This window comes from Sphingopyxis sp. BSN-002 (assembly GCF_022024275.1).
Classification (GTDB): Bacteria; Pseudomonadota; Alphaproteobacteria; order Sphingomonadales; family Sphingomonadaceae; genus Sphingopyxis.
In genome coordinates, this window is sequence record NZ_CP091804.1 from 1,733,062 (window position 1) to 1,759,041 (window position 25,980).

The 25,980-nt window shown below is 64.0% G+C and carries 20 protein-coding genes; 7 read left to right on the forward strand and 13 right to left on the reverse strand.

Translation table 11 applies throughout. From position 1 onward, the window contains the following. Positions 1-48 precede the first annotated feature (48 nt). The gene (phbB, locus tag L7H23_RS08585) at positions 49-771 is read left to right on the forward strand and encodes an acetoacetyl-CoA reductase (protein WP_237838921.1); all 723 of its coding nucleotides are present in this window, start codon (positions 49-51) and stop codon (positions 769-771) included. A gap of 54 nt (positions 772-825) precedes the next feature. On the opposite strand, the gene L7H23_RS08590 is transcribed toward phbB, so the two are convergent. Further along, positions 826-1,581, reverse strand: a complete 756-nt coding sequence (locus L7H23_RS08590) for a DUF4019 domain-containing protein (protein WP_237838923.1) — start codon at positions 1,579-1,581, stop codon at positions 826-828. A 111-nt stretch (positions 1,582-1,692) separates the two neighbouring features. Between L7H23_RS08590 and L7H23_RS08595 the strand changes: the two genes are divergently transcribed. After that, positions 1,693-1,929, forward strand: coding sequence for a ribbon-helix-helix domain-containing protein (locus tag L7H23_RS08595; RefSeq protein ID WP_237838924.1), 237 nt, complete (start codon positions 1,693-1,695; stop codon positions 1,927-1,929). Here the strand turns inward: L7H23_RS08595 and L7H23_RS08600 are convergent. The 5 genes from L7H23_RS08600 to L7H23_RS08620 form a co-directional block, all read right to left on the reverse strand. Next, the gene (locus L7H23_RS08600; protein WP_237838925.1) at positions 1,926-2,783 is read right to left on the reverse strand and encodes a hypothetical protein; all 858 of its coding nucleotides are present in this window, start codon (positions 2,781-2,783) and stop codon (positions 1,926-1,928) included. The two genes, L7H23_RS08595 and L7H23_RS08600, sit on opposite strands and share 4 nt — an antisense overlap. Then, entirely contained in the window at positions 2,783-7,483 is a 4,701-nt protein-coding gene (locus tag L7H23_RS08605) for an NAD-glutamate dehydrogenase domain-containing protein (RefSeq protein ID WP_237838926.1), read from the reverse strand. The genes L7H23_RS08600 and L7H23_RS08605 overlap by 1 nt, the downstream gene beginning before the upstream one ends. Positions 7,484-7,708: 225 nt before the next feature. Then, on the reverse strand, positions 7,709-9,091 hold the full coding sequence (locus L7H23_RS08610) for a hypothetical protein (RefSeq protein ID WP_237838927.1): 1,383 nt from the start codon (positions 9,089-9,091) through the stop codon (positions 7,709-7,711). Positions 9,092-9,171: 80 nt separating this feature from the next. Next, positions 9,172-9,552, reverse strand: a complete 381-nt coding sequence (locus L7H23_RS08615; protein WP_237838928.1) for an OsmC family protein — start codon at positions 9,550-9,552, stop codon at positions 9,172-9,174. A 13-nt stretch (positions 9,553-9,565) separates the two neighbouring features. Next, positions 9,566-10,198, reverse strand: a complete 633-nt coding sequence (locus L7H23_RS08620; protein WP_275671240.1) for a TetR/AcrR family transcriptional regulator — start codon at positions 10,196-10,198, stop codon at positions 9,566-9,568. A gap of 127 nt (positions 10,199-10,325) precedes the next feature. Between L7H23_RS08620 and L7H23_RS08625 the strand changes: the two genes are divergently transcribed. Genes L7H23_RS08625 through L7H23_RS08635 form a run of 3 tightly spaced genes read left to right on the forward strand, consistent with a single transcriptional unit; the run spans position 10,326 to position 16,072 of the window. Next, the gene (locus tag L7H23_RS08625; RefSeq protein WP_237838930.1) at positions 10,326-11,498 is read left to right on the forward strand and encodes an efflux RND transporter periplasmic adaptor subunit; all 1,173 of its coding nucleotides are present in this window, start codon (positions 10,326-10,328) and stop codon (positions 11,496-11,498) included. 10 nt (positions 11,499-11,508) lie between these two features. Continuing rightward, complete coding sequence (locus L7H23_RS08630; protein ID WP_237838932.1) at positions 11,509-14,676, forward strand: efflux RND transporter permease subunit; 3,168 nt, start codon at positions 11,509-11,511, stop codon at positions 14,674-14,676. Further along, entirely contained in the window at positions 14,669-16,072 is a 1,404-nt protein-coding gene (locus tag L7H23_RS08635) for an efflux transporter outer membrane subunit (RefSeq protein ID WP_237838933.1), read from the forward strand. The genes L7H23_RS08630 and L7H23_RS08635 overlap by 8 nt, the downstream gene beginning before the upstream one ends. A gap of 15 nt (positions 16,073-16,087) precedes the next feature. Here the strand turns inward: L7H23_RS08635 and rtcA are convergent, their stop codons facing one another. Genes rtcA through L7H23_RS08650 form a run of 3 tightly spaced genes read right to left on the reverse strand, consistent with a single transcriptional unit; the run spans position 16,088 to position 18,777 of the window. Beyond that, positions 16,088-17,104 (reverse strand): RNA 3'-terminal phosphate cyclase, encoded by a 1,017-nt coding sequence (gene rtcA / locus L7H23_RS08640; RefSeq protein ID WP_237838934.1) that lies wholly within the window; start codon positions 17,102-17,104, stop codon positions 16,088-16,090. Next, positions 17,101-17,517: a hypothetical protein gene (locus L7H23_RS08645; protein WP_237838935.1), complete on the reverse strand. Its 417-nt coding sequence runs from the start codon at positions 17,515-17,517 to the stop codon at positions 17,101-17,103. The genes rtcA and L7H23_RS08645 overlap by 4 nt, the downstream gene beginning before the upstream one ends. 33 nt (positions 17,518-17,550) lie before the next feature. Then, positions 17,551-18,777 (reverse strand): RtcB family protein, encoded by a 1,227-nt coding sequence (locus L7H23_RS08650; protein ID WP_237838936.1) that lies wholly within the window; start codon positions 18,775-18,777, stop codon positions 17,551-17,553. A gap of 316 nt (positions 18,778-19,093) precedes the next feature. Here L7H23_RS08650 and rtcR point away from each other — a divergent pair, with 316 nt between their 5' ends. Both rtcR and L7H23_RS08660 read left to right on the forward strand, forming a co-directional pair. Then, on the forward strand, positions 19,094-20,692 hold the full coding sequence (rtcR, locus tag L7H23_RS08655) for an RNA repair transcriptional activator RtcR (RefSeq protein ID WP_237838937.1): 1,599 nt from the start codon (positions 19,094-19,096) through the stop codon (positions 20,690-20,692). Between the two features lie 1,025 nt (positions 20,693-21,717). Continuing rightward, positions 21,718-22,197, forward strand: coding sequence for a winged helix DNA-binding protein (locus tag L7H23_RS08660; RefSeq protein ID WP_237838938.1), 480 nt, complete (start codon positions 21,718-21,720; stop codon positions 22,195-22,197). On the opposite strand, the gene L7H23_RS08665 is transcribed toward L7H23_RS08660, so the two are convergent. From L7H23_RS08665 to L7H23_RS08680, 4 genes are all read right to left on the reverse strand, one after another. After that, positions 22,187-22,366 (reverse strand): hypothetical protein, encoded by a 180-nt coding sequence (locus L7H23_RS08665; protein WP_237838939.1) that lies wholly within the window; start codon positions 22,364-22,366, stop codon positions 22,187-22,189. The two genes, L7H23_RS08660 and L7H23_RS08665, sit on opposite strands and share 11 nt — an antisense overlap. A 167-nt stretch (positions 22,367-22,533) precedes the next feature. After that, positions 22,534-23,469: a plasmid partitioning protein RepB C-terminal domain-containing protein gene (locus L7H23_RS08670; RefSeq protein WP_237838940.1), complete on the reverse strand. Its 936-nt coding sequence runs from the start codon at positions 23,467-23,469 to the stop codon at positions 22,534-22,536. Then, positions 23,456-24,355, reverse strand: a complete 900-nt coding sequence (locus tag L7H23_RS08675) for a plasmid partitioning protein RepB C-terminal domain-containing protein (RefSeq protein ID WP_237838941.1) — start codon at positions 24,353-24,355, stop codon at positions 23,456-23,458. The genes L7H23_RS08670 and L7H23_RS08675 overlap by 14 nt, the downstream gene beginning before the upstream one ends. Then, positions 24,352-25,917, reverse strand: a complete 1,566-nt coding sequence (locus tag L7H23_RS08680; protein ID WP_275671237.1) for a recombinase family protein — start codon at positions 25,915-25,917, stop codon at positions 24,352-24,354. Before L7H23_RS08680 ends, L7H23_RS08675 begins: the two co-directional genes overlap by 4 nt. Positions 25,918-25,980 lie beyond the last annotated feature (63 nt).

A 25,980-nucleotide genomic window follows, 5' to 3' on the forward strand; every position in this document is an offset into this window, starting at 1 on the left:
GGACGCGTCCTAAGCAAAGCCCTGAAAGTCATTTGGGAGACCGGCAACATGGCACGTATCGCAATCGTCACGGGTGGCAGCCGCGGCATCGGGGAAGCAATTTCGCTGAAACTGAAGGAACAGGGCGTCACCGTCGTCGCCAACTATGCCGGCAATGACGACAAGGCGCGCGAATTCACCGATCGCACGGGAATAGCGGCGCGCAAATGGGACGTCGGCGACCATGAGGCGTGCCTCGAAAATTGCGCCGCGATCGCCGCCGAATTCGGCCCGATCGACATCGTCGTCAATAATGCCGGGATCACCCGCGACGGGACCCTCGCCCGCATGCAATATTGCGACTGGGACGATGTGATGCGCGTCAACCTGGGCGGCTGCTTCAACATGGCGAAGGCGACCTTCCCCGGCATGGTCGAACGCGGATGGGGCCGCATCGTCAACATCGGGTCGATCAACGGTCAGGCAGGCCAGTACGGGCAGGTCAACTACGCCGCGGCGAAATCGGGAATCCACGGGTTCACGAAAGCGCTTGCGCAGGAAGGCGCCAAGAAGGGCGTCACCGTCAACGCGATCGCGCCCGGCTATATCGACACCGACATGGTGGCGGCGGTCCCCGCGCCGGTGCTGGAAAAGATCGTCGCGAAGATTCCGGTCGGACGCCTCGGCCAGGCCGACGAGATCGCACGCGGCGTCGCATTCCTGTGCAGCGAGGATGCGGGCTTCGTCACCGGATCGACGATGTCGATCAACGGCGGACAGCATATGTATTGACGATGGCAGGGGCGGCCTTGCCGCTGTGGCAAGACCGCCCCCGCTTCGTCATGGTCAATCGATCGTGCAACCGACCACGCGCCAGTTGCCGTCCTCCAGCGCCAGCGACACGGTTTCGGTCGCATCGGGCTTGTTGGCATAGCGCGTCCTGAACTTTACGACCTGATAGCCGTATGGCGGCGCCGGCACGAAATCCTCGCGAACCAGCTTGCGCGAGATCACCGCGCCGAGCGGGGCGCGAACCGATTGCGATACCGCGGTCCAGCGCTCGCTGGTGTTCAGCGCCTTGAACGCCTGTCCTGTGGCGTCCCAGCTCCCGCTCCAGTCGCCGGCGTCGACGAGCGCAAGCCACCGACGCGCCGACCCGGCGGCGGCGGTTTCCGCTGCAGGCGCGGATGGAGAGACGGTCTGCGGCGTAGCGCGAGCGCCGGTTCCTGACAGCGATGAAAAAGCAAGCAAGGCGAGACTGATCGACATAAGAATTCCTCCGATGACCCAGCCGGAGCGGCGCGACATGCGGGGAGCGCCGGCTGGTGACGGAGGGTCTTCCACATCCTGTGCGGCGGAGAATGCCCCGAAAGGTCTGTCCCCAGGGATTTGGCGGGTCCGGTGTTCGAACTCGCGGAGCTGCCGCGCGGCCTCGCGGCTGCTGGAAACCGCCATCTTGCGCCGCGCATCGCGGAGCCGTTCGTTGATGGTGTGAACCGAAAGCCCCAGATGGCGCGCCATAGACTTTGCGTCATAACCGCTGACCAGCAGGCGCAGCGTCTCCTTTTCCTTTTCGGTGAGCGACTGGAAACCTGCTGTCATGGCCTAACCTGCTTTCCCGGCTATCGGCCGCCCGGTCTAGGAAGCGGGCGAAATTCGATCTACCCCAAATAAATCGTACCTTCCTCGCACGCCTACATTGTACACTCCGGCATGCCTTCCGCCTATCATCCCCCGGTCAAGCGATCGGTGACCATCGCCGGCCACCCCACCTCGATCAGTCTCGAACCGATGTTCTGGGACGCGCTGGAGGCCGAAGCTGCACGACAGGCCCTGCCGCTCAACGCGCTCGTCGCGCGTATCGACGTCGAACGGATGGAGGCGACATATCCGCCGAATCTGACCTCGGCGATACGGCAATGGTTGTGGCTGGGGATTCGGGCGGGCTAGATCGCCGCGTAGACCGCGTGGCCGAACGCCGCACCCCTGTCGGCGGCATGATGCAGGAATAGCGACGGCTCGATCAGTTCGAGCTCCATGATCCGGAGTTCCCCGGCTGCATCGCCGACCATATCGACCCGGGCATAGACCGGCGGCGCAGGTGCGGCCGCGAGCGCCGCGGCGGCAAGATTCCGCGCGGCGGGGGTCGCCTCCCAGGGCTCTTCGCGGCCACCGAACTGTTCCTGTACCCGAAAGTCGCCCGACGCGGGGCGCTTGACGATGGCATGGCTGAAATGGCCGCCGAAGAAGAAGAGCGAATATTCGCCGTCGGTCAGGATGCCCGGCATCATCGGCTGTACGAGACGGCGCTGGCCGATCGCGTCGGCGGGGACCGAATCACCTGCGGCGACGCGGTGCGTGCCGTCTGCGCCGCCCGATATGGCGGGTTTGATCACGACCTCGTCGGCTCCGAGTGCCATGCGCGCATCGGCGAGACCGGCATCGTCGAGCGCCGCGACCTCGACCGTCGGAACGACCGCGACGCCCTTTGCGGCGAGTTCGGCGAGATAGGCCTTGTCGCTGTTCCAGCGCAGCACCGGCACCGGATTGACCACCGGCAGCGCTTCGGTTTCCAGACGGTCCAGCAGCGCATACCAGGCCGCGACATCGCGCTGATATCCCCAGGCGAAGAGCGGCAGGATCAGGTCATGGCCCGAAAGGTCGCCCGGATCGGTCCACACCCGCTGCTCGACGATCAGCCCCGCCGCCGACAGCGCCGCCGCCTTGCGGGCGAAGGCGGGCTGCCACTTTTCGTAATAGTCGGGCGTCGGGACGAGGATCGCGACGCGGGGCTGGAACGGCATTACCTCCCCAGCAGCCCGCGCGCCTGACCCGCAATGTGCGACAGCATCGCGCCGTTCGGGTTCGGGATCGTCCGCGCGCGGTCGACCGTAGCCCGGAACTGCGCTACACGCGGGGCATTGTCGGCGAGCCATTTCGTCACCGCCGCATCGAGGTCGCCCTTCGGCAGCCCGGCGAGGAAGGTCAGGCGCATCTGCTGGAAATCGCGCGCAAGGCTGTTGACCAGCAGGCGCTCCCACGGATCGGCGGGGCTCATATGCGCGGCGAGCGTCTGCGCCCAGTCCAGCCCGAGCGCTTCGCCGAGGTGCGTGAAGGCGTGCGTCACCGCGATCTCGTCGTCGCCGCGCCGCGCCGCCAGATCGACGATGCCGATCGCGCCGTCGGTCTTGAACAGCCGCACGACGGCCGAGGTCAGCGTTTCGGGCGCGCCCGCGTCAAGCAGCTGCTGCGCAAGCATATCCCACTGACGGCGCACCGAATCGCTGAGCAGCGCGTCAACGCCCGTCGTCAGACGATCGACCCCGGGCTCGAGCCGCGCGACCACCGGCCCCGGCTGCGACAGCGACGAAGCGATGCGGAGCAGGTCCGCCATCTGCGAGGTCATTGCCGAAGCGGCCTGGCTGAAGAGCGAGAGGCGAATGGTCTCGTCGATCTTGGCGGTGTCGAGCGCGCCCCACAGGGCCTTCATGTCGAGCAGCCGTTCGACGGCGACAAACGCCGCCGCAATCTCGCCGAGCGAACAGCCTTCCTCTTCGACGAGTTCGAAGGGATGGACGACGCCCATGCGGTTGATGATGCGGTTTGCCAGCTTGGTCGCGATGATCTCGCGGCGGAGCTGGTGATCGGCGATCGCTGCCGCGAAGTCGCGCTGCATTTCAGCCGGGAAAGCGGCCGCAAGGTCGCTCGCGAGGGCCGGATCGTTGGGCAGATCGCTGTCCTCGATCGCATCCTGCAGCGCCAGCTTGGCGGTCGAAAGCAGCACCGCGAGTTCGGGCCGCGTGAAGCCGCGGCCTTCCTGCGCGCGCCGGAGCAGCTCGTCGTTCGCGGCCAGCCCCTCGACCTTGCGGTCGAGCCGGCCCGTCGCTTCGAAATTCTCCATGATCCGGACGAGCGAGGGCACGGCGGCCGCGCCGCCCTTTTCGGCGATCGACAGCGCCAGTGCCTGCAGGCGATTGTCCTCGAGCACCAGGGCCGACACATCGTCGGTCATCCGCACGAGCAGCGCGTCGCGATCCTCCTGCGACAGGCGGCCTTCGATCATTTCGCGGTTGAGCGCGATCTTGATGTTGACCTCGTTATCCGAGCAGTCGACGCCCGCGCTGTTGTCGATGAAGTCGGTGTTGATCCGCCCGCCCTTCGCCGAGAAAGCGATGCGCGCAGCCTGGGTCGTGCCAAGGTTTGCGCCTTCGCCCACCGCCCGGACGCGCAGATCCTCGGCATCGACGCGCAGCGCATCGTTCGCGGGATCGCCAACCTCGGCATTGTTCTGGCTCGCGGCCTTCACATAGGTGCCGATGCCGCCGAACCAGAGCAGGTCGGCGGGCGCCTTCAGGATCGCCGAGATCAGCGCACCCGGCTCGATCTCCGCCTGCGACAGGCCAAGCATCGCCTGCACTTCGGGGGTGAGCGGAATGCTCTTCTGGCTGCGCGGGAAAACGCCGCCGCCCTTCGAGATCAGCTTCTTGTCATAATCTTCCCAACTCGACCGCGGCAGGTTGAACATCCGCTCGCGCTCCTTCCAGCTCTTCGCCGGATCGGGGCTCGGGTCGAGGAAGATATGACGATGGTCGAACGCCGCGACGAGCTGGATCGCCTTCGACAGCAGCATGCCGTTGCCGAACACGTCACCCGACATGTCCCCACAACCGACGACGCGGATGGGATCGGTCTGCACATCGACGCCCATTTCGGCGAAGTGGCGCTGGACCGAGACCCACGCACCCTTGGCGGTGATGCCCATCGCCTTGTGGTCATAGCCCTTCGATCCGCCGCTGGCGAACGCGTCGCCCAGCCAGAAATCGCGCTCCATCGCGAGGCCGTTGGCGACGTCGGAGAAGGTCGCGGTGCCCTTGTCGGCGGCGACGACGAAATAGGGATCCTCGCCGTCGCGGATCACGACGCTCTTCGGGTGGACGACCTTGCCGGCGACGATATTGTCGGTGATCGACAGCAGCGACCGGATGAAGATGCGATAGCATTCGGTGCCTTCGGCAAACCAGGCGTCGCGGTCTTCGGCCGGGCTCGGCAAGGCCTTCGGATAGAAGCCGCCCTTCGCGCCGGTCGGCACGATGACGGCATTCTTCACGCGCTGCGCCTTCATCAGGCCAAGGATCTCGGTGCGGAAATCGTCGCGGCGATCGGACCAGCGAAGGCCGCCACGCGCGACCGGACCGGCACGCAGGTGAATGCCCTCGACCCGCGGCGAATAGACCCAGACCTCGCGCCACGGCAGCGGCTTCGGCAGGCCCGGAACGAGCGTACTGTCGATCTTGAATGCCAGCGCTTCGGCGGCGGCGGGGGCGAACGCATTGGTGCGCAGCGTCGCGCCGATGACGGCGTGAAACTGGCGCAGGATGCGGTCGTCGTCGATCGACTGGATGTCGGCGAAACCGGCAAGAATTTCGGCGTCGAGCGCCTCGGCGCGCGCGGCATCCTTTGTCTTGGGATCGTGAAGCGCGCGGAAACGCTCGACGAGCGCGGCGGTCAGCTTCGGCGCGTGGCGGAGCGCCGAGACCACCGTGTCCATGCCATAGCTCGATCCGCCCTGGCGCATGTAGCGGAACCAGGCGCGCAGCCAGACGATCGCCTGCGGGTCGGTCTGCGTCACGAGCACCAGCTCGTTGAACGCGTCATTCTCTGCCTTGCCGTCGAGCACCGCGGCGATCGCGCCCTCGATGACCTCGACGTGAGGAAGCAACGCGGTTTCATCGACCGAGCCGGGCAGGCGCAGCGAGAAATCGTGAATGAAGGTCGGCGCCTCTGCCTCGCCTTCGCTCGCGCGAACATTGAGTTCGGTCGGGATTTCCTCGAGCACCTCGAAGCCGAAATGTTCGAGCGCCGGAACCACGTCCGACAGCGCGAGCGGGCCGGCGGCGCTATACACCTTGAGACGCAGGCGATCGTCCCCGTCGAGGCTCTTTTTGGCGAGGCGGACGCTGCGCGGATTGTCCGCATCGAGATCGCGCAGGCGCAGGATGTCGCGCGCCGCTTCCTCGGGATTGTAGAGATTGCGGTAATTGGCCGGGAACAGCGGCGCGAAGCGCGATGCCAGTGCGGCCGCGCGGCCCGCGTCGCCGCGCTTGGCGAGCGCAGCCTCGACCTCGGGCTGCCAGCCGCGCACCATCTGTTCGAGCTGGGCATTGAGCGTCGCCGTATCCGGAACCACCCCGCCGCTGCGCAGGTCGAGCGTATAACGAAGCAGGGCGGCACCGCCGTCCTCGAGCACCATCGTCCAGCCGATGACGCCGGCCCGGGCTTCACGCACCAGCAGCGATTCGACGGCAAGCCGGCGGCCGGTCGACACTTCGTCGCGCGGCAACCAGACGAACGCGAACAGATGGCGACCGAGCGCGCTCTGCACCATCACGATCTTCGGGCGCGGACGATCGGTGATCGACATCGAGGTCAACACCAGATCCTCGAGCGAGGCGGTATCGAAAGCGATCAGCAAATCGTGCGGCAATGCGGTCAGCGCATGCGCCAACGCCTTGCCCGCGTGGCCCGTCGGGTCGAACCCGAATTTCGCCATCAGCGCCTCGAGCTGCGCGCGCAGCATCGGTACCTTCGCAGGCGGAGTCGACAGGGCCGCGCTGGTCCACAGACCGGCATGGATCGACAGCCGTTCGACCTTCTTGCCCTTTAGTTCGGGCACGACGACGAGATCGAGGAGGACGCGGCGGTGCACTGCGGACAGGCGGTTGGACTTGATGAGCAGCGGCGACTGCCCGCCCTTGTCGAAATAACCGAACGCCGCTTCCAGCGCATTGGGCGACAGGAGCTGGCTTTCGCTGCTCGACGAAATGCCGAGCGCGTCGTGTACCGCACCGTCGCGCGTGCGCCATTCATGGCCGAGTTGCGTCATTGCGCCGCCTTCGAACCAGCGGAGCAGTTCGGCGGCTTCGCCCTCGGCGCGCATGGCGGCATCGGCGAGCATCGCCGCGCGCATCGCGCGCCAGTCGGCAACCGCGGCGCGAACGTCGGCCAACGCCGCCTCAAGCCCGTCCAGCAGGCGGCGGCGCGCACGCGCATCGCCGCGCTCGAGCTCCATATAGATAACCGACTCGCGGTCGCCGCCGGTCTTTCCGGCGTCGGCGCTCGTCAGCTTGCCCTTCGCGTCGCGCTCGACCGAAACGACCGGGTGCAGGATACGGTGGATCGCGAGGCCCTGTGCGCCGACGATCTGCGACACGGAATCGACAAGGAAGGGCATGTCGTCGTTGACGACCACCAGCCGCATCCGGCGGTCGGTGCTGTCCGCGGCCATCGGCTCGAGCGCCAGCGACGGCTTGTCCTCCTTGCGCTCAAGCGACGCGCGCGCGGCGAATTCGCCCGCGGCGGCAAGCGCCTTGGCATCCAGATCGTCGCCTTCGCCGGGCAGCGCACTTCCGTGCAGGGCAGCTTGATAGGCTTTGGCGATTTTCGTGGGGACTTGGGCCGCCGGTGCGATGTCGGCTTCCGGCGTATCGGTCAGATCAGAGGGCATAAGGGTAGTACATCCCGAACCAAGGTTGGCAGGCCTCTACCGGGGGGACCGGCCGGCCCGTTCGCTGAATATCCCTATGCGCCTCTGCGACGCGAGGTTCAACACCCCGCGAACAGGTCGCGTAAAATTATTTCAATTTTTGGTTTGTCTATTGCGCACACGACGAAGCGGCCGGGAACCGACCGCTTCAACCCGCAAGGATGGCCGCACCTTGGCGCCAAATTCTTACGGCGCGATGGCGATTGCCTTTTTGGCGAGCTTCGCGATCAGCGCCGGATCGTCGGCGGCCTTCGCGACGATGCCGATATGGCCGCCGGGCATCGCGCGCGCGATCAACATCACGAATTCGGCATCCCCCGCGTCATGTTCGAGGATGATTGCGGGATGCGCACGGCGAAGCGCCTCGATGGCATCCTCGGCCCCCTCGGCTACGGCTTCAGGCTTGCGGCGCGCGCGCGCGTCCTTGACGAGGCCCTTCAGCCCGCCCGGATAACGGTCGAGATAGGCGGCAAGTTCGCCGCGAGCGACGCCCTCTTCCTTCGCGTGGCCAAGCACGCACGCGTATTCGGCGAGACGCGTCTTGTCGTAGGTCGCCCCGAAAACAAGCTTCACGACCGGCGTCATCGGCGCGCGATCCTGTGCCTGCAGTCCGGCATCGGCAAGCAGTTCGGCGAACGCCTCGGGCTGCGTATCGGCGGCGAGCGCAAAATCCCAAGCCTTGCTCACCGCCTGATAGAGCGCGGTGCGGCTGCGGCTGTCGGCGGCAATCGCCCGCTCGGCGGTTTCGCGCGCGAGCGCCAGCCAGTCTGCAAGTTCGGCCTCGGTACCCGGATCCTCGGCTGTCGCGGCGTCATCCTCTCCGGCGAAGGTGTCGGCTGAAAGCCCGGTTTCATCCGCCGCCTCGGCAAGCGCGGCGAAGCCCGGCGTCGCATCGATCGCCACGTCGTCGTCGATATGTTCGGAATCGGGGCCGTCGGCCCAGACCGGTACGGGCGCAGTGAGCGGCGCCGCGCTGCGCAACGCCTGTTCGACCGAAAGCTGGAGTTCCTCTTCCTGATCGGCGGGAACGCCTTCCTTCCAGTTGATCACCCCCATGATGAAGTCGATCGTGTCATCGTCCGACGAGAAGGGCAACAGGATGCCGCGGTACATGATGTTCACGCCGCGATCGTTGACGAACTCGGCCTCGAAACCGATCGGCGCGCGATTGGCGATGATCTGGAGATAATGGTCGGTCAGCCGCGAGAGCAGCGAACGGCCCGGAATCTGGCTGATATAGTGAACATCGTCGTCGATCTGCGATTCCGCGCGCAACGTCTCGCCGACGAAGGAGAGGCCCGGATTGTCGATTCCCTGGGTAAAGTCGAGCAGTACCGAGTGCGGCCCGAAATCGGCCCCGTCGAGATCGAGGTCCTCGACCGACGGATAGGCGCGGTCCGAAAGCAGCGAAGCCCAGTAATTATAGGCCCGCACCTGCATCCGGCGCTCGTCGACGCCGACGGAGGGAGGCGCGTCGATCGCGCCGTCATCCTGATCGTGGCTACCCGAAAGCAGGCCGCGCAAGCTGTCCATCATATGTCCCCAGTCGCAAACATCGGCGAATGTCATGCACCGGTAGTGGTAAAGGCCGCGTAAACGATGCCGCCGCGAGCCACCTTATGCGACAGTTTCGCGCGCGCGGCGGGCGCCTATGCCAGCCGCGTGTCGATCGGCAGGCCGTTCTTCAACGTCAGCGTCACGGGCGTCCGCTCGGCGATGTCGGCCATGCGCGCCTTCTGTTCGTCGTCGAGGCCGGCAATCGTCAGCGTGCGGTCGATGCGGCGCTCGTCGGTGCCGTGAAGGCGCAGGCCGACGTCGAGCGATTCAAGCGGCCAGCCCTTGCGGTCGGCATACATGCGCAGCGTGATCGCGGTGCAGGCACCGAGACTGGCGAGCAGCAGATCATAGGGCGCGAAACCGGCTCCCTGCCCGCCGAGCGCCGGCGGCTCGTCGGCGACGAGGTCGCGGCCGCCGACGTGAATTTCGGTGCGATATTTGTCCTCGCCGATGCGGGCGGTGCCATAGGCCATACCGGTATCTCCGTTACGCGATCTGGAAGTGGTGGAAGAAAGGCTGCAGCCGCCAGCGGATCTGCGTCTCGTCGGGGATGCCATCCTCGACGCCCAGGAGCCGGCTGAGCATCGTATCGCCCGAAACGATCGACAGGAACAGATGCGCCGTGGCCTCCGGATCGTCGATCGCGGCCACGCCCGCCTTCCCCCAGCCCGCGAACAATTCGGTCAGCTCGGCAATGAAGGGCAGATGCAGATCGCGATAGGTCTGCAACGCGAAATCGCGGTCGCGAAGCCCTTCGGAAACCAGCATCCGCAACAGCGCCACGGTGCTTGGCGATTGCCAGAGCTCGATCTCGCGGCGAACGAAGCCCATCAATATCTCGACGACCGACGTGTCCGGTGCGCTGACCTGATTGACCCGGCCCTGCATCGTCTCGTCGCGCCAGCGGATGGCGATCGCATGGAGCAGCCCCTGCTTGTTGCCGAACAGCTCATAGAGCGTTGCGAGCGAACCGCCCGAGCGCCGCACGATCTCGGCAAGACTCGTCCTGTCATATCCCTGTTCCATGAACAGCGCTTCGGCGGCGTCGAGAATCGCCTCATGCCGCCGTTCGCGCGGGCTTGACGGCTCGCTCGGCCTACCTGTCCGACACAATGCCACTTCATTCGTATCCAATGGCCATCCCTCTCCCTTGCCCTTTTCTGTAATTTAAATTACACCGCGTCAAAGCGCAACGGTTTCCATCCGTCGACGTTCACCGAAAACAGCGAATTTTTCAGGGGTCCATATGAGTCGCGTCCGTTCCTTTGCAAGCGCCGCCAGTGCGGCGCTGGCCTTCTCGTTGGTGCTGGCCGCCTGTTCGTCGGAGGCGCCCCCCGCGCCGCCGCCGCCCGAGGTCAATATTGTCACCGTCGGCACCCAGGCGATCCCCAACGTCATCGAACTACCCGGCCGCGTACAGGCCTATCGTACCGCCGAAGTACGCGCGCGCGTCGACGGCATCGTCGAAAGCCGGCTGTTCGAAGAGGGCAGCTATGTCTCCGCCGGAAAGGCATTGTTCCGCATCGATCCGCGCCAGCTGACCGCCAACGTCAACGCCGCCCGCGCCCAGCTCGCCCGCGCGCAGGCAACCGCCGCGAATGCCCGGCAAGTCGTGAATCGCTATCAGCCCTTGTTGTCCGAACAGGCGATCGGCAAACAGGAATATGACGCCGCGGTCGCGGCGCAGCGCACCGCCGAGGCCGACGTCCAGTCGGCGCAGGCCAATCTGGATTCGGCGCGCCTCAGCCTCGGCTATGCGACCGTCACCGCACCGATCAGCGGTCGCGCCCGCCGCGCGGAGGTGACCGAAGGGGCTCTCGTCAGCGCCGGACAGGGCACCCTGCTGACGACGATCGAACAGATCGACCGCGTCTATGTGAACTTCGGCCAGTCGAGTTCGGACCTGATGGCGATCCGTCGCGACATGGAGAGCGGGAAGCTCGAAGTTCCGCCGGTCGGCCGCGTCGCGGTCGACCTGATCCTCGAAGACGGCACCCCCTATCCGGTGGTCGGCCATCTCGATTTCTTCGACCTGTCGATCGACGAGGCGACCGGCACCGCGGCACTGCGCGCCGAATTCCCGAACCCCGTCAACGGACTGCTGCCGGGCCAGTTCGTGCGCGCCCGGATCAAGGCGGGCATCCGGCCCAACGGCATCCTGATTCCGCAGCGCGCGGTGAAGCTGTCGGCGGACGCCGCGACGGTGATGATCCTCGATTCGAAGAATGTCGTGACGGTCCGCCCCGTGAAGCTCGGGATGATGCAGCAGGGACAATGGGCGATCCTCGACGGCCTGCGGCCCGGCGATCGCGTGATCGTCGACGGGCTGCAAAAGGTCCAGCCGGGCCAGCCCGCAAAGGTTGCGGGCAAGGCCGCGACGCGCCCGACCCCCGCCAAGACCGCGACGACCAAACGCTGAGCCCGATCCCATGACCCCCCGCTTCTTCATCGACCGGCCCATCTTTTCATGGGTCATCGCGATCGGCATCCTGCTCGCCGGGATCATCGCGCTGCGCAGCCTTCCCGTCGAACAATATCCGTCGGTCGCCCCGCCATCGCTGACGATCAGCGTCACCTATCCCGGCGCCGACGCCGGCACGCTCGAACAGAATGTCACCCAGGTCATCGAGCAGGAGCTCAACGGCGTCGAGGGCTTCCTCTATATGGCGTCGACCAGCGAATCGAACGGGACGGCGTCGATCACGCTGACCTTCGAGGCGGGGACCGACATCGACAAGGCGCAGATGGACGTCCAGAACCGCCTCAACCGTGTCGAGCAACGGCTGCCGGAGGACGTGCGTCGTCAGGGGATCACGGTGACCGAGGCGAACTCGGGCTTCCTGCTGATCGTCGCGATCACGTCGAAGAGCGGCAACACCGACCCGATGGAGGTCAATAATTTCGCCAACACGCGCGTGCTCGACGAGCTTCGCCGCGTGAACGGCGTCGGCAACGTCCAGGCCTTTGCGCCCGAATATGCGATGCGCATCTGGCTCGATCCGCAAAAGCTCGCCTCGCATGGTCTGTCGCCCGCCGAAGCGCTCGGCGCGGTGCAGGAACAGAACAGCCAGACCCCCGGCGGCCAGCTCGGCGACCAGCCGATCGCGAAGGGGGCGCAGCTCAACGCCGTGATCACGACGCAGGGCCGCTTCACCAAGCCCGAGCAGTTCGAAAGCATCATCCTGCGCGCCAACCCCGACGGGTCGGCGGTGACGCTGGGCGATGTCGGTCGGGTCGAACTCGGCGCGGCAAGCTATCTCTTCTCGTCCGAACTCAACGGCAAACCGATGGCGGGGCTCGCGGTCCAGCTCACGCCCGGCGCCAACGCGCTGTCGACCGCCGAAGGCATCCGGACGCGGATGGACGAGCTGTCGAAGGGATTTCCGCCCGACATCACATGGTCGATCCCGTACGACACCACGCCCTTCATCAGCCTGTCGATCGAGGAAGTGGTCAAGACGCTGGGCGAGGCGATGCTGCTCGTCTTCCTGGTCATGTTCCTGTTTCTCCAGAACTGGCGCGCGACGGTGATCCCGACCGTCGTCGTCCCGATCGCGCTTGCGGGCGCCTGTCTCGGGCTCTGGGCCGCCGGCTTCTCGATCAACGTGCTGACCTTGTTCGGGATGGTGCTGGCGATCGGCATCCTCGTCGACGATGCGATCGTCGTGATCGAGAATGTCGAACGCATCATGAGCGAGGAACATGTCTCGCCCTATGAAGCGACCGTGAAGGCGATGGGGCAGATCACCTCGGCGATCATCGGCATCACGCTGGTGCTGATCGCGGTGTTCATCCCGATGGCCTTCTTCCCCGGATCGACGGGCGGCATCTATCGCCAGTTCTCGCTGACGCTGGCGATCTCGATCGCCTTCTCGGCGCTGCTCGCGCTGACGCTGACCCCGGCCCTGTGCGCGACCTTGCTGAAACCGCACGACAACACGGTCCGAAAGGGCCCAATCGGCGAACGCGCCGACCGCTTCTTTGCGGGCTTCAACGGCTGGTTCGGCCGCACGACCGACCGCTATCAGGGCCGCGTCGGGCGCATATTGTCGGCGCCGCTGCGCTGGCTCGGCATCTTCGTCGCGATGGTCGCGGTGACCGCGCTGCTGTTCACCCGCCTGCCCGGCTCGTTCCTGCCGCAGGAGGATCAGGGCTATCTGATCACCGTCATCCAGGCGCCCCCGGGCGCGACGACCCAGCGCACCAATGAAGCGACCAAGCAGGTGAAGGCCTTCTTTGCCGCACAGCCGCAGGTCGCCAATGTCGTATCGGTCAACGGCTTCAGCTTCTTTGGGCAGGGACAGGCGAACGCGATCATGTTCACGCCGCTGAAGCCGTGGGAAGACCGCAAGGGCAAGGAAAACAGCGCCGACGCGATCGCCGGCAAGGCGATGGGCGCCTTCATGGGGATCAAGCAGGCCTTCGTCTTCTCGCTGAGCCCGCCGTCGATCCCCGAACTCGGCACCGCGAGCGGCTTTACCTTCAAGCTGCAGGACCGCGGCGGCAACGGCCGCGCCGCGCTGATGCAGGCGCGCAACCAGATGCTCGGCGGCGCGATGCAGAGCAAGACGCTCGCCAACGTCCGCCCCGAGGGTCAGGAGGACGCCCCCGTGCTGCGCGTCGACATCGACCGCATAAAGGCGCGCGCGCTCGGCCTGTCGATCGGCGACGTCAATGCGACGCTCGCGATCGCCTTCGGCAGTGCCTATGCCAACGACTTCACGCGTGAGGGCCGCGTGCTGCGCGTGCTGATCCAGGCCGACGCCGCGAGCCGCATGACCCCGCAGGACGTCGTCGACCTGAAGGTGCGCAGCGCCGACGGGCAGATGGTCCCCTTCGGGTCGTTCAGTACCGCCAAATGGTCGGCCGACGCGCCGCAGCTCCAGCGCTACAACGGCTATCCCGCGATGACGATCTCGGGCGAGCCCGCTCCCGGCCAGTCGACCGGCGAGGCGATGGCCGAGATGGAGCGGCTTGCCGCCTCCCTGCCCGCGGGCTTCGCCTATGAATGGACCGGCATCTCGTACGAGGAGAAACAGTCGTCGGGTCAGATCGGGATGCTGCTCGGCCTGTCGCTCGTCGTCGTCTTCCTGCTGCTCGCGGCACTCTATGAAAGCTGGTCGGTTCCCGTCGCGGTGCTGCTCGTCGTGCCGCTGGGCGTGCTCGGCGCGGTGCTCTTTTCGATGTTGCGCGGACTCAGCGCCGACATCTATTTCAACGTCGGACTGATCACGATCATCGGCCTTTCGGCAAAGAATGCGATCCTGATCGTCGAGTTCGCGATCGAGCAGGAGGCCGAAGGCAAGTCGACGCTCGACGCGGTCATGGAAGCGGTAAAGCTGCGCCTCCGCCCGATCATCATGACCAGCCTCGCCTTCATCCTCGGCATGGTACCGCTCGTCATCGCCAGCGGCGCTGGCGCGGCGAGCCGCATCGCGGTCGGGTCGGGCGTGATGGGCGGGATGATCGCCGCGACGTTGCTCGGCATCTTCTTCATCCCGCTCTTCTACCTCTCGGTGCGCAAGTGGATCAGCCGCAAGCGGCCGCCGTCACCAGCCGAAAAGGGCCATCACGAGCCGGAGCCCGATCATGCGTAACGCCGCCCTCGCCCTGCTCGCCGCGACGATGCTCACCGGCTGCGTCAACCTTGCCCCCAAGCACACGCAGCCTGCGCTGCCGACCGACGCGCATTATCCGGAAGGATTCGCGAACGACGTGACGCTCGGGCAGCGCGCGACCGAAATCGCGTGGCGCGATTTCTTCGCCGATCCGCAGCTCGAGGCGCTGATCGCGCGCGCGATCGAACGCAACCGCGACCTTGCGATCGCGGTTGCGCAGATCGAGGAGGCGCGCGGCCAGTATCGCATCCAGGACGCCGACCGGCTGCCGACCGTCGGTGCGAGCGCGGAGGCGATGCGCAGCCGCAGTGCTTCGCTGACCGGCCCCGGCACCGACACGTCGAACCGCTATTCGGTGGGCGTCGGCGTGACCTCGTTCGAGCTCGATTTCTGGGGGCGGGTCAAGAATCTCTCGGAAGCCGCGCGCAGCCAGTATCTCGCGACCCAGCAGGCCGAGCGCGCGTTCCGCCTGACGCTCGTCCGCGATGTGGCGTCGACCTATTTCGCCTCGCGCGGCGCCGAGGAGCAGATCAAACTGGCCGAAGCGACTGTAACGAGCCGGCGCGAGGGGCTGCGTATCGCGAAACTGCGGCTCGACGCGGGGGTGACCTCGGCGCTCGACTACCGCCAGTCGGAAACGCTGCTGACGCAGGCCGAGACCCAGCTTGCGAGCCTGAACCTTGCCAAGGCGCAGGCCGACAATTTCCTCGCCGTTCTCGTCGGGGGACCGCTGCCCGCGGACCTGCCCGCGCCGCTGGCGCTCGTCGACCAGTCGAAGCCGCCGGCGCTCACCGCCGGGCTGCCGTCGGAGCTGCTCGTCGCGCGGCCCGACATCATCGGGGCTGAAGAACAACTCCGCGCCGCGCGCGCCAATGTCGGCGCGGCTCGCGCCGCCTTCTTCCCGTCGATCTCGCTGACCGGCAACATCGGCTTCGCGTCGAACTCGCTCGACGGCCTGTTCACGAACAACGGGCTGACATGGAGCTTCGGACCGTCGATCACGCTGCCGATCTTCGATTTCGGGCGCAACAAGGGCAATCTGACCGTCGCCGAGGCGCGCGAGAATATCGCGGTCGCGTCCTATGAGAAGACGGTCCAGACGGCGTTTCGCGAAGTCGCCGACGCGCTCGCCGGTCGCCGTTATCTGGCCGAGCAGGTCGAGGCGCAGGAGCGCGGCACGCTCGCGACGCGCCGTATCGCCGACCTCGCGCGCAAGCGATACCGCGAGGGCGTGTCGACCTATCTCGAAGTGCTCGACGCCGAACGCAACCTGTTCGCGTCCGAACAGGCCCTGATCGAGGCCCGCCGCGCGCAGGTCGACAATCTGGTCACGCTCTATGTCGCGCTCGGTGGCGGGATGGTCGAGCGCCGCTGACGGCGCCGGCGCGCGTCAGGCGATCGCCTCGACAAGATTGCCGGCGCCCGTCTCGGACACCCCGAACCGCTGGCCGGTGAAGCGCTCGATGAGCGCCATCGCGGTCCGGCTGTGCTCGCTGAGCCGCACCGACGTGAAGGCGCCGCCGCGCGCCGCCGCAAAGGGCAGCAGCAGCTGGTCCTGCAAATAGGGCCCGGCAAAAGCGCCCGACGCGATATAGCCCGCCATGCGCTTGGCCGCAGTCTGCGCAACACGCTCGGCGGGGGTGCCGAGCTTGCCGAAGCCCGACATGATCTCGGTCACATGCTCGAAAGCCGCCTCGATAAGCACCGCATTGCCCGGGCCGTGCTCGGCGGAAAGCTGGCGCGTCGAAAACGCGTCGACCGGCCAGTCGGCAAGCATCTTTTGTGCGGCTTTCAGTTCGCGGTCGGCGATATCGAACGGAATGCCCGCAACGATCGCGGTCGTCTGCACGGCGCCGGCGGCGCCGCGCTCGATGCATTCGATCGGACGCAGCGGAGCAGGATCGATATCGACCTCGATCCGCCCTCCGCCGCGCGGGTAGAAGCCATGGCGGACGAGCCGGGCGGATATCGTCGGCCCCATCCGGTTGATGACGGGCAGCAGCGTGCGCGCGATGAATTCGAACGGTGGCGCCGCCATCGCGTGCGTCCCGCCCTCGATCACGAGGCGCGACGGCGCGTCGGCCATCATCAGCGGCACGAGGATCGTCTGGAGGACGAGCCCGGTGCTGCCCGCAGTGCCGACCGCGAAATGATAGTCGCCCGGCGTCACGCGCCCGGGCCGGAAGCCGATGCTGTTCGACCCGACCGCCAGCCCGGTGCATTCGCCGCCGCCGATCACGCACGCGGCCTCGATCGCCGTCACATGCTGGCGCATGAGCCCCGGCTTCTCGCGTCCCCCGCGGATATTCTCGATCGTGAAGGCCTCGCCGGTCAGCAGCGACAGCGCGCACGCATAGCGCAGCACCTGCCCCCCGCCTTCGCCTTCGGATCCGTCGATTGTGATCATGATTCTTCTTCTATCCAGTTGGTATTCGCCGGGTCCGGAACAAACACATGCGGCGTCCAGCAATCGGTTCGCAGCGTACCGACCTCCGCGCCGCACCGGCAAACCTGGTTGGGGCCATCGCAACCATCAAGGCCGCAACAGCCGTTCAGGCGACGCGCATCGGGCGTATCGCGGACTTGCCCGTCCAGATCGTCCGGGTTCAGCCAGTATTGTGGAGCATATTCGAGCGACGCCGGCTTATCAGCAAAGGATCGCTCGATCGGCTCCCAACTCTTGAAGGCGGCCCCGCGCGGCGTGAGAGGTGCCCGATCTTCGTGCTCGGGCGGCACCACGCCGGGTGTCTTGCTCGACACGATCGTCAGCGCATGCGTCAATCGCGCGCCGCAAGCGGAGCAGCACAAAACCTTCTTCACACGACATCTCCCCCGATGGCGGCGTGAAGGGGATCACCCCTTCACACACACCACCTGCTTCAGCGTATGGACGATCTCGACGAGGTCGGCTTGCGCCGCCATCACCGCCTCGATCGGCTTGTACGCCTTGGGCGTCTCGTCGATGACGCCTTCGTCCTTGCGGCATTCGACGCCCGCGGTGTCGGCGATATGCTCGTCGAGGGTGACGAGCTTCTTCGCCGCGGTGCGGCTCATGACGCGGCCCGCGCCATGGCTGCAGCTATCGAAGGACTCCGCGTTGCCCAGCCCGCGCACGATGAACGATTTCGCGCCCATCGAACCCGGGATGATCCCCATCGTGCCCTTCGCCGCGCGCACGGCCCCCTTGCGGGTGACGAGCACATTCTCGCCGAAGTGATTCTCGCGCGTCACATAATTGTGATGGCAGTTCACCGCTTCGGCCTCGGCCTCGAAAGGCTTGGCGATCTGGAGCCGGAGCGCGGAGATGACATTCGCCATCATCATGCGTCGGTTCAGCGCCGCAAAGTCCTGCGCCCAGCCGACCGCCTCGACATAATCGTCGAAATGATCGGTCCCTTCCGGGAAATAGGCGAGGTCTTCATCGGGCAGGTTGATAAACCACTTTCGCATGTCCTTCTTCGCCAGTTCGATGAAGTAGGTGCCGATCGCATTGCCGACACCACGCGATCCCGAATGCAGCATCACCCACACCCGCCCCTCGGTATCAAGGCACAGCTCGATGAAATGGTTTCCCGTTCCGAGCGTCCCCAGATGCGTGAGGTTGTTGGTGTTCTTCAGCCGCGGATGCTTGGCAACGATGCGTCCGAAACGCTCGGCAAGCGTCGCCCAGGCGTCGACGATGGCTTGCGGGGGGGCACCCCACGAGCCATGATCGCGCTGGCCGCGTCCGACTGACCGGCCGTGCGGAACCGCCGCCTCGATCGCGCTGCGAATGCCCTCCAGATTGTCGGGCAGGTCGTGCGCCATCAGCGTGGTGCGCGCGGCCATCATGCCGCAGCCGATATCGACGCCGACGGCAGCCGGGATCACCGCGCCCTTCGTCGGGATCACCGATCCGACGGTCGCACCGATGCCGACATGGACGTCGGGCATCGCCGCGACATGCCTGAACACGAACGGCATTTTCGCCGCCTTGGTCAGCTGTTCGCGCGCCATATCCTCGACGGGAACGCCGCGCGTCCACATCTTGACCGGGCGTCCGCCCTCGACGTTCATCACTTCATAGGTCGTCTGGGTCATGGCTGACCTCCCCTTGGCTTCCTTGGGGCAACGCCGCAACAATGGCGAGCCCTTCAAATATCTCACATCGTCCAGACGCTTGGGGGCGACCGGCCCATTCCGGCCGCCCCTCTTCCCGCGTCGTGCCGGAGGACGTGAACCCCGGCATGTTCAGACAATGCAGAAGCCGTGCCAGATCGCTGACCGAACCAAAAATTCGATACATTACGTTGTTAAAGAACGATAATTTATGGAATGACGAAAAAGCGGCTCCTCCCGGAAGATGAGATTTTCAGATATGATTGTATCGTAATTTATAAAATCATATACATGTCTCATGAAGCCACTGACCGTTCTCGGATTTCTCGGCTCGACCCTCGATGCGGGCAAGTTCGACGCCGGCCGCTGGAACAAATGGCGGCCGAGCGTGAGCATCTGCATGCAGGAGGATCTGCGCGTCGATCGCTTCATCCTGCTCCACGGCAGCTATCACCGCCGTCTCGCCGAGACCGTCGCGCGGGACATCGCCGACGTCTCGCCCGAGACCGAGGTCGTGCCCCACATCCTCGACTTCGACGACGCGTGGGATTTCGAAGAGGTCTATGGAAAGCTGCTCGATTTCGCGCGCGACTTTCCGTTCGATCCCGACACGCATGATTATCTGGTCCACATCACGACGGGCACACACGTCGCGCAGATCTGCCTCTTCCTGCTGACCGAGGCGCGCTATCTGCCGGGCCGGTTGCTGCAGACGCAGCCACAGCGCGGCGCGCCGCAGCCGGTCGGCACCTGGAATGCCATCGACCTCGACCTGTCGCGCTACGACAGCATCGCGACGCGGTTCGCCGAGGCGAGTGCGGACAGCGCCAGCTTTCTGAAAAGCGGTATCGAAACCCGCAACCCGGCATTCAACCGGATGATCGGGGAGATCGAGCAGGTCGCGATGCGCAGCCGCGCGCCCATCCTGCTGATGGGGCCGACCGGGGCAGGCAAGAGCCAGCTCGCGCGCAAGGTCTATGAGCTGAAGAAGCTCCGCCATCAGCTTGCCGGGCCGTTCGTCGAGGTCAATTGCGCGACCCTGAAAGGCGACAGCGCAACCTCGGCGCTGTTCGGCCACCGCAAGGGCGCCTTTACCGGCGCCGCGCAGGACCGCCCGGGCCTGCTCAGGAGCGCCGACAAGGGATTGCTTTTCCTCGACGAGATCGGCGAACTCGGCCTCGACGAACAGGCAATGATCCTGCGCGCGATCGAGGAAGGACGCTTCCTTCCGGTCGGCGCCGACAGCGAGGCGAAGAGCGACTTCCAGCTGATCGCGGGAACGAACCGCAACCTTGTCGAGCAGGTGCGCGCCGGCAGCTTTCGCGACGACCTGTTCGCCCGGCTCAACCTCTGGACCTTCTCGTTGCCGGGCCTGGCCGAACGCCGCGAGGATATCGAACCGAATCTCGATTACGAACTGGAACGCTTCGCGGAGCGCGAGGGATCGCGGGTGACGTTCAACAGGGAGGCGCGCGAACGCTACCTCGCCTTTGCGGAGAGTCCGGAAGCGAAATGGCGGGGAAATTTCCGCGATCTTGCCGCCAGCATCACACGCATGGCGACCCTCAACACCACCGGGCGGATCGACAGCGACGCCGTGAAGCTGGAGATCGGCCGGCTTGGCTTCCTCTGGCAGGCCGACGACCGGTCCGCCGACGGGCTCGAACAGATTCTCGATGCGGGCCGGCTGGCGGCCATCGACCCGTTCGATCGGGCCCAGCTTGCCTTCGTGGTCGGGACATGCCGGAGTTGCCGGTCCCTGTCGGAAGCCGGGCGCACCCTCTTCACGGTCTCGCGCGACCTGCGCAAGAGCACCAACGACGCCGACCGGCTTCGCAAATATCTGGCCCGCTTCGGACTCGAGTGGGCCGACATCCGGCAGACGGCCGCCGGCTAGCCCGCGCGTTCGCGCGCCGGCTTTTCATTCCATATCGGCGCAAACACCGCAGCATCAGGGCGCCGGAAGCCCGGCACCGCATCTACCCGTAATGTCGGAAAATATTGGAGGTGTGGGCAGTGCTCGTACCAACCGTCTCTGCGCGCATTTCCCGTTTAAACGGGAAACTATCGGGAATAATCGCCACCGCAGCTGATAGGACAGGTGGACCGCGCCGCCGAGGCGCCGAATTCCACGGCCCAAGCGATAGAGTTCCCGTTTTAGCCGAACGGGAATTTATACTGCAGGAAACGGGACGCCAGTGTGCCATTCGGGACCCGCGAAGACACATTGAGGAGATGCGGCGACGAGCGTAGGTTGGAGTTGCAACATGGAGGGTAGTTGCCATGAAACTGATTGCCGCCGCTTCTGCGCTTGCTTTGTTGTGGGGGTGCTCAGAGCAGCCTCAAAGCCAAAGGGCGGATCGGGATCCTGTGGCGACGATCGCAAAAAAGAAGGAAGACGATCCGCCACTTCCGAAGCCCATCCCAGGTTGTCGAACAAGCTGCATGGCCCCAGCGAAGGCCGTATATGTCGAATGCAAGAAAAAGGCGGAGCAGGTTGGAGCTGACCCGTGGCGCTGTGAAGTGGCTCTCGAACAAGCAAGGTCCGACTGCAACCTAGATTGCGGCATTTGACCATCCCGCTTTCCCGGATGGCCCACAGCGCCGGTTTCGGCAGCCAGGCTGGTCCGCGATGCTCTAAGGTACGTTCGACAGAGACAGAGTTAGGCGCCGATATGGCGGAAAATAGTGCCAACACGGCTGCATTGTGACAGCGAGCGTCAGTTAGTCGCACTGACGGATATTGGCGCTTAATCTCACCCAACTAATGTTAATATCGCTAATCCGACAGTAACTTTCCTCTTCCTCGGTCCATTTCGGAATTAACTCCGCGAGAATCGACGCGGAATCCGCGTCATTACTGCGCGTGGGAAAGCATGGGGGTGCGACATGGGCCAACAGTTACCACGCGATCATATCTCGATGGATGAGATTGTCACACGATTGAGGCAGATCGAAAGTAGCTTGGGTATGGAGCCATATCCAAATTATGGCTTCGGTTTCAGGCCAGCTCCGACATTCAGGCCGTCATATATCGCAGAGCAGCAACAACCGATGTCTTTTGCGAGAGGCAGGGCTAAGCTCATACGTAATATGATCCGGGAACGCCGGGCGCGCGAAAGTTGTTTTCAGCCCGATCTCTTCGCCGACCCGGCATGGGATATTCTGCTGGATCTCTACGCAGCTCATTACGAAGAGATTCCTGTCTCGATCTCGAGCCTTTGTATCGCTGCAGCGGTGCCGGCCACGACAGCGTTACGCTGGATCAAAACAATGACGGACGATGGTCAGCTTGAACGCGAGGCTGACGATAAGGACGGCCGGCGAATTTTTATCCGCCTGACAGCAGACGCGAAGGAACGCATGGATCAGTACTTCGATGGCTTAAAACCTAGTGGCTGATACGATCCTCACGGTCGACGCCGCAGTCAGTGCCGATCCGTGCTCGGAGCCGCTCGATCGGCAGACTTAGATCACGCGCAAGGTTCGCTTCGCCGAGGCTATCGAGGATGTGCTGTTCCTGTACGAGCCTTTCCAAGATGCCGCGCAAGATTTCGGTATCGTCCGCCATTGCTGCTCCCACTAGAGCTGCGCCCAACGGCGCACGGGATAACAGACAAGCAGACTTTCACAAGAGGACTTACCCCCATACCAGAGCCTTGGCCTCATCGGGGCAACAGGGGTCTGTACAAGACGATTGGGAGATGGGGAGAAATACCCAAACCCTGAGGCGCCTCGTTAGGGAGGTTGTGCGTCCAATCCCGGCTGGAGCGCCTCGATCTCCGCAACACGCTGAAACTCAGCAAGATAGTCTTGCCGATTATTAGCGAGCCACCGGACGACTCCATTGTTAGCCAAGAGTTTGACCATGAACCCTCGCGCCAAGGTTAGGTGCAAAACATCGACTCCGAAGCTGTCTTCGACCGATTTGATACGTGTTTGCAGAACTGCAAGTTCTCGCTCCATCCGTGCGAGTTGCTGACCATTTGGGCTCGGGATGCGTCCAGATCGACGCGGCCTAGCCAGTTGTTCATCGGGCGTTGCGGCAAGCAACGCCTTTGCAAAAACCGGGGTGAATACATTCTGTCCGATCATCAAACTGGCGGCCTCGACCTGACGCATCGGCGACATGCGACGCAGAATATCAAACACTTTCATCGAACAGGTGGTATCTTTGAGCAGTCCCGCAACTTCGGCGCTGATGCCGTCGAGAAGACGGAATCGTTTCACGATTGTCTGCACCTCCAAGCCGAGCGCTTCTGCGATTTCGGTTGGATCTACACCGCGTTCGACTGTCCGCACGATCATGCGGTGTTCCTGAACGGGAGGCAGGCGACTGATCCGCTTATTGTATGTGTATGTGTCTTCGTCGGTCGCGATCAGGCAATCCACAGTCGGAATACCGAGGTCCTTGAGAGCCTCGATCCGCATGTGACCATCGAGCAGGTAATATTGACCGCTTCCGTCGCTCGCCGAAACGACCACAGGCGATTCCACGAGACCAACCGCCTTTATCGACGTGACAATTTGCACATATTTTCGGCTTTCGCGAAATTCAGGCCGCAGCGTTTTTAGGGCAATGATCGCATCCACCGGAAGCGTTACGAAGTCCCGGTCGAACGCGGCATGAACTCTTCGCTTTGACAAGTGGCCCATATGTTCAATCGGTGCCATGGCCGCTCAACCTCGTTTCGAGCCAGCGCGGCACTTGATAAAGGCCTTCCGCTCTCAGCAATGTCCTGAAGCCATCGTCTGCCAGTAAATCCCGCATGGCCTCGACAACGAACATCAGCTGGTGCTGGACGAAGTCCGATTTCTTAACGAGCAACCGCTGCTTGTCTGCCTCGCGCTGGTATATCTCCATAAGTTCGTTTGGTGTCAGTCGGCGGCCCGATCGCTTTCGGCCGAAGCGACCTGCCGGCAAGCCTTTCGCTTGCCCAGCCATGCGGGCGTCGAGAAGTCTGCGGACGGCGGCTAACTTCTTCCCACGCAGATCTCCCTTTTCATAAGCGTCCAGCAGGAGATTTTGGGCTTCATCGGACTCTGCTCGCGAGATCTCCATGGCGAGAGTGATCGGGATGAGACCAGTCTCGACGGCAGAGAGAAGCCGCTCCTCGCCGCGCTCGATGAGGGTCAAAACCAAATTGACCCAAGAAGAACTGACCCCGATCTTTTTAGCGATCTCAGTCTCGCTATGACCGCGTTGACGGAGGGTACCAACCTCTTTGATAAGGTCGATCGGCCGGTGCACACGCCGAGCGATATTCTCGACGAGGCTCATGATCAGACATTCGCTTTCGGAAGCCTCGATCACAACCGCCGGAATCTCTGTTTGCTGAAGCATCTGAAATGCAGATAGTCGCCCTTCGCCGCAAACCAGGTCGTAGACCGGCCCGCCAGTGCCGGCGCGGCGGCTAACCGTAATCGGCCGCTTGAGGCCCACAGCCTCAATATTTTTGACGATTTCGCGATGCTGCCGGGAGCTGCGTGAACGAGGGTTCAATACGGCAATCTGCGATATCGGTATCATCTCGACCGGCGGACGGCGAGATGCAGTCATGCCACCGCTGCCAGTGAAGCTGGTGCCGAGATCTCGTACAGATAATCGAGACTTTCGAACCGATAGGCATCAATCCCGAGGCCGTTCTCCTCGGCCAATCTCAGCCGCTCGGAAGCAATGTCGATATGCGGAAAGAGATAGTAGTCGGTCGGCGCGTCATTGTTTTGGTCCATCCGCACGACAAGCGTGATGTCCGGAAGGAGCGACGTATCGAAGCGTAACTTCCAACGGAGCAGACCAGTGGGCGTTGAACAACATCGAGCGATTACGATCGACAAACTATATTCGCCGTTGATGACGATACGGTCGTGGCCCTCCTCAACCACACGGCTTCCTTGTGCACGAAAGCCTTCCAGGGTCGCTTCGAGAAGGTCCGGATGGAGACGACGCAGCGCGCGATTGATCTCGACGTAGCGATAATCTCGATTCGGCGTGTAGCCGACAAGGCTGTAGGCCCTGAGCAAGCTGCCAAAGCGCGCACCGTAAGCGCTGCTGGAAGGCATTCCGTCGCACTCATCGATAATGAGGCCCGACAATAGACCACGGCGTTCAAATAACCCTTGGAGCGCTGTCAGCATATCTTCGTCAGATAGGCGAAAGGACCTGGCATCGATAAGCGTCTTTGCAGCCTCGAACAGATCGCGCTCGACGATCGCTGCGAAGACTCGTTCCGCCCGGATCCACATGCCCGGCTCGTTGCGAACGCGCTTCTGCTTCAGTTTGAAGGATTGCCGGTTCCAGACATTGTCGCCGACGTATTTCTCGTTGATCAGCATTTGATGGACGGTGCCGCGGGTCCAGTCCCGGCCAAGGTCGGTACGAATTCCTCGTCGATTGAGCTCGGCGGCAATTTCGGCTTCTGATCGGCCTTCATGAACAAAGGCGCGATAGACGTCTCGAACGATGTCGACTTCATCCTTTGGTCCCGGCGTCAGGATGACACGGTCCGTCTGAATGCTCTTGTGCTCGCCGCGGTCCAGAATCGACTTACGGTTACCTTGCTCGTCGACAAGAAGGCGGCGCAATCCGAAACCAGCAGCCCCGCCTTGCCGAAAGCCTTTCTCGATCAGACGGCCTTGCCCTGCAAAAACCTTCGCTGACAACTCGCGGCTATATTCGCCGGCCATGGCACGCTTCACGCCTTTGACGATCGTTGACACCGGGCTGCCATCGTTATCGAATTGCTCGGCACAATACTCGACGGTGATGCCTGCGCGCTTGCAGATATACTCATAGTAGGCGCTCTCATCGGCATCCTGAAAACGGCCCCAACGGCTGACGTCATAGACGAGAACCGTCGTGAAGTCTGTGGCTCCCGCCTCGACATCTTCGATCAGTTGTTTAAGCGCATCGCGACCATCGATGCTGAGGCCGCTCTTTCCTGAATCCGCGTAGGTCCGAACTATCTCGATGTTCCGGCTCGCGGCGTAATGCCGGATGGCATCCGCCTGATTTTCGGTCGAATAGCGCTGATGGTCCGTAGACATCCGGACATATTCCGCTGCGCGTACGACGCCGTCTTCCTGCGCCGGGCCCTTTGATCGACCATTCCAGCTGACCATCTGCATCACCCTTTGGAGCTCGTGCGGTCTATGCGGCGGCAACCAGCCGGTAGTTTCCGCGAG

Excerpts from the sequence above, each read along its gene's own strand:
- L7H23_RS08670 (WP_237838940.1), bottom strand. The coding sequence starts at position 23,469 with ATGGCACCGATTGAACATATGGGCCACTTGTCAAAGCGAAGAGTTCAT.
- L7H23_RS08590 (WP_237838923.1), bottom strand. The coding sequence starts at position 1,581 with ATGACAGCAGGTTTCCAGTCGCTCACCGAAAAGGAAAAGGAGACGCTG.
- L7H23_RS08610 (WP_237838927.1), bottom strand. The coding sequence starts at position 9,091 with ATGACATTCGCCGATGTTTGCGACTGGGGACATATGATGGACAGCTTG.
- L7H23_RS08605 (WP_237838926.1), bottom strand. The coding sequence starts at position 7,483 with ATGCCCTCTGATCTGACCGATACGCCGGAAGCCGACATCGCACCGGCG.
- L7H23_RS08680 (WP_275671237.1), bottom strand. The coding sequence starts at position 25,917 with ATGGTCAGCTGGAATGGTCGATCAAAGGGCCCGGCGCAGGAAGACGGC.
- L7H23_RS08625 (WP_237838930.1), top strand. The coding sequence starts at position 10,326 with ATGAGTCGCGTCCGTTCCTTTGCAAGCGCCGCCAGTGCGGCGCTGGCC.
- L7H23_RS08615 (WP_237838928.1), bottom strand. The coding sequence starts at position 9,552 with ATGGCCTATGGCACCGCCCGCATCGGCGAGGACAAATATCGCACCGAA.
- L7H23_RS08660 (WP_237838938.1), top strand. The coding sequence starts at position 21,718 with ATGGATGAGATTGTCACACGATTGAGGCAGATCGAAAGTAGCTTGGGT.
- L7H23_RS08650 (WP_237838936.1), bottom strand. The coding sequence starts at position 18,777 with ATGACCCAGACGACCTATGAAGTGATGAACGTCGAGGGCGGACGCCCG.
- L7H23_RS08675 (WP_237838941.1), bottom strand. The coding sequence starts at position 24,355 with ATGACTGCATCTCGCCGTCCGCCGGTCGAGATGATACCGATATCGCAG.
- L7H23_RS08635 (WP_237838933.1), top strand. The coding sequence starts at position 14,669 with ATGCGTAACGCCGCCCTCGCCCTGCTCGCCGCGACGATGCTCACCGGC.
- phbB (WP_237838921.1), top strand. The coding sequence starts at position 49 with ATGGCACGTATCGCAATCGTCACGGGTGGCAGCCGCGGCATCGGGGAA.
- L7H23_RS08600 (WP_237838925.1), bottom strand. The coding sequence starts at position 2,783 with ATGCCGTTCCAGCCCCGCGTCGCGATCCTCGTCCCGACGCCCGACTAT.
- rtcR (WP_237838937.1), top strand. The coding sequence starts at position 19,094 with ATGAAGCCACTGACCGTTCTCGGATTTCTCGGCTCGACCCTCGATGCG.
- L7H23_RS08595 (WP_237838924.1), top strand. The coding sequence starts at position 1,693 with ATGCCTTCCGCCTATCATCCCCCGGTCAAGCGATCGGTGACCATCGCC.
- rtcA (WP_237838934.1), bottom strand. The coding sequence starts at position 17,104 with ATGATCACAATCGACGGATCCGAAGGCGAAGGCGGGGGGCAGGTGCTG.
- L7H23_RS08630 (WP_237838932.1), top strand. The coding sequence starts at position 11,509 with ATGACCCCCCGCTTCTTCATCGACCGGCCCATCTTTTCATGGGTCATC.
- L7H23_RS08665 (WP_237838939.1), bottom strand. The coding sequence starts at position 22,366 with ATGGCGGACGATACCGAAATCTTGCGCGGCATCTTGGAAAGGCTCGTA.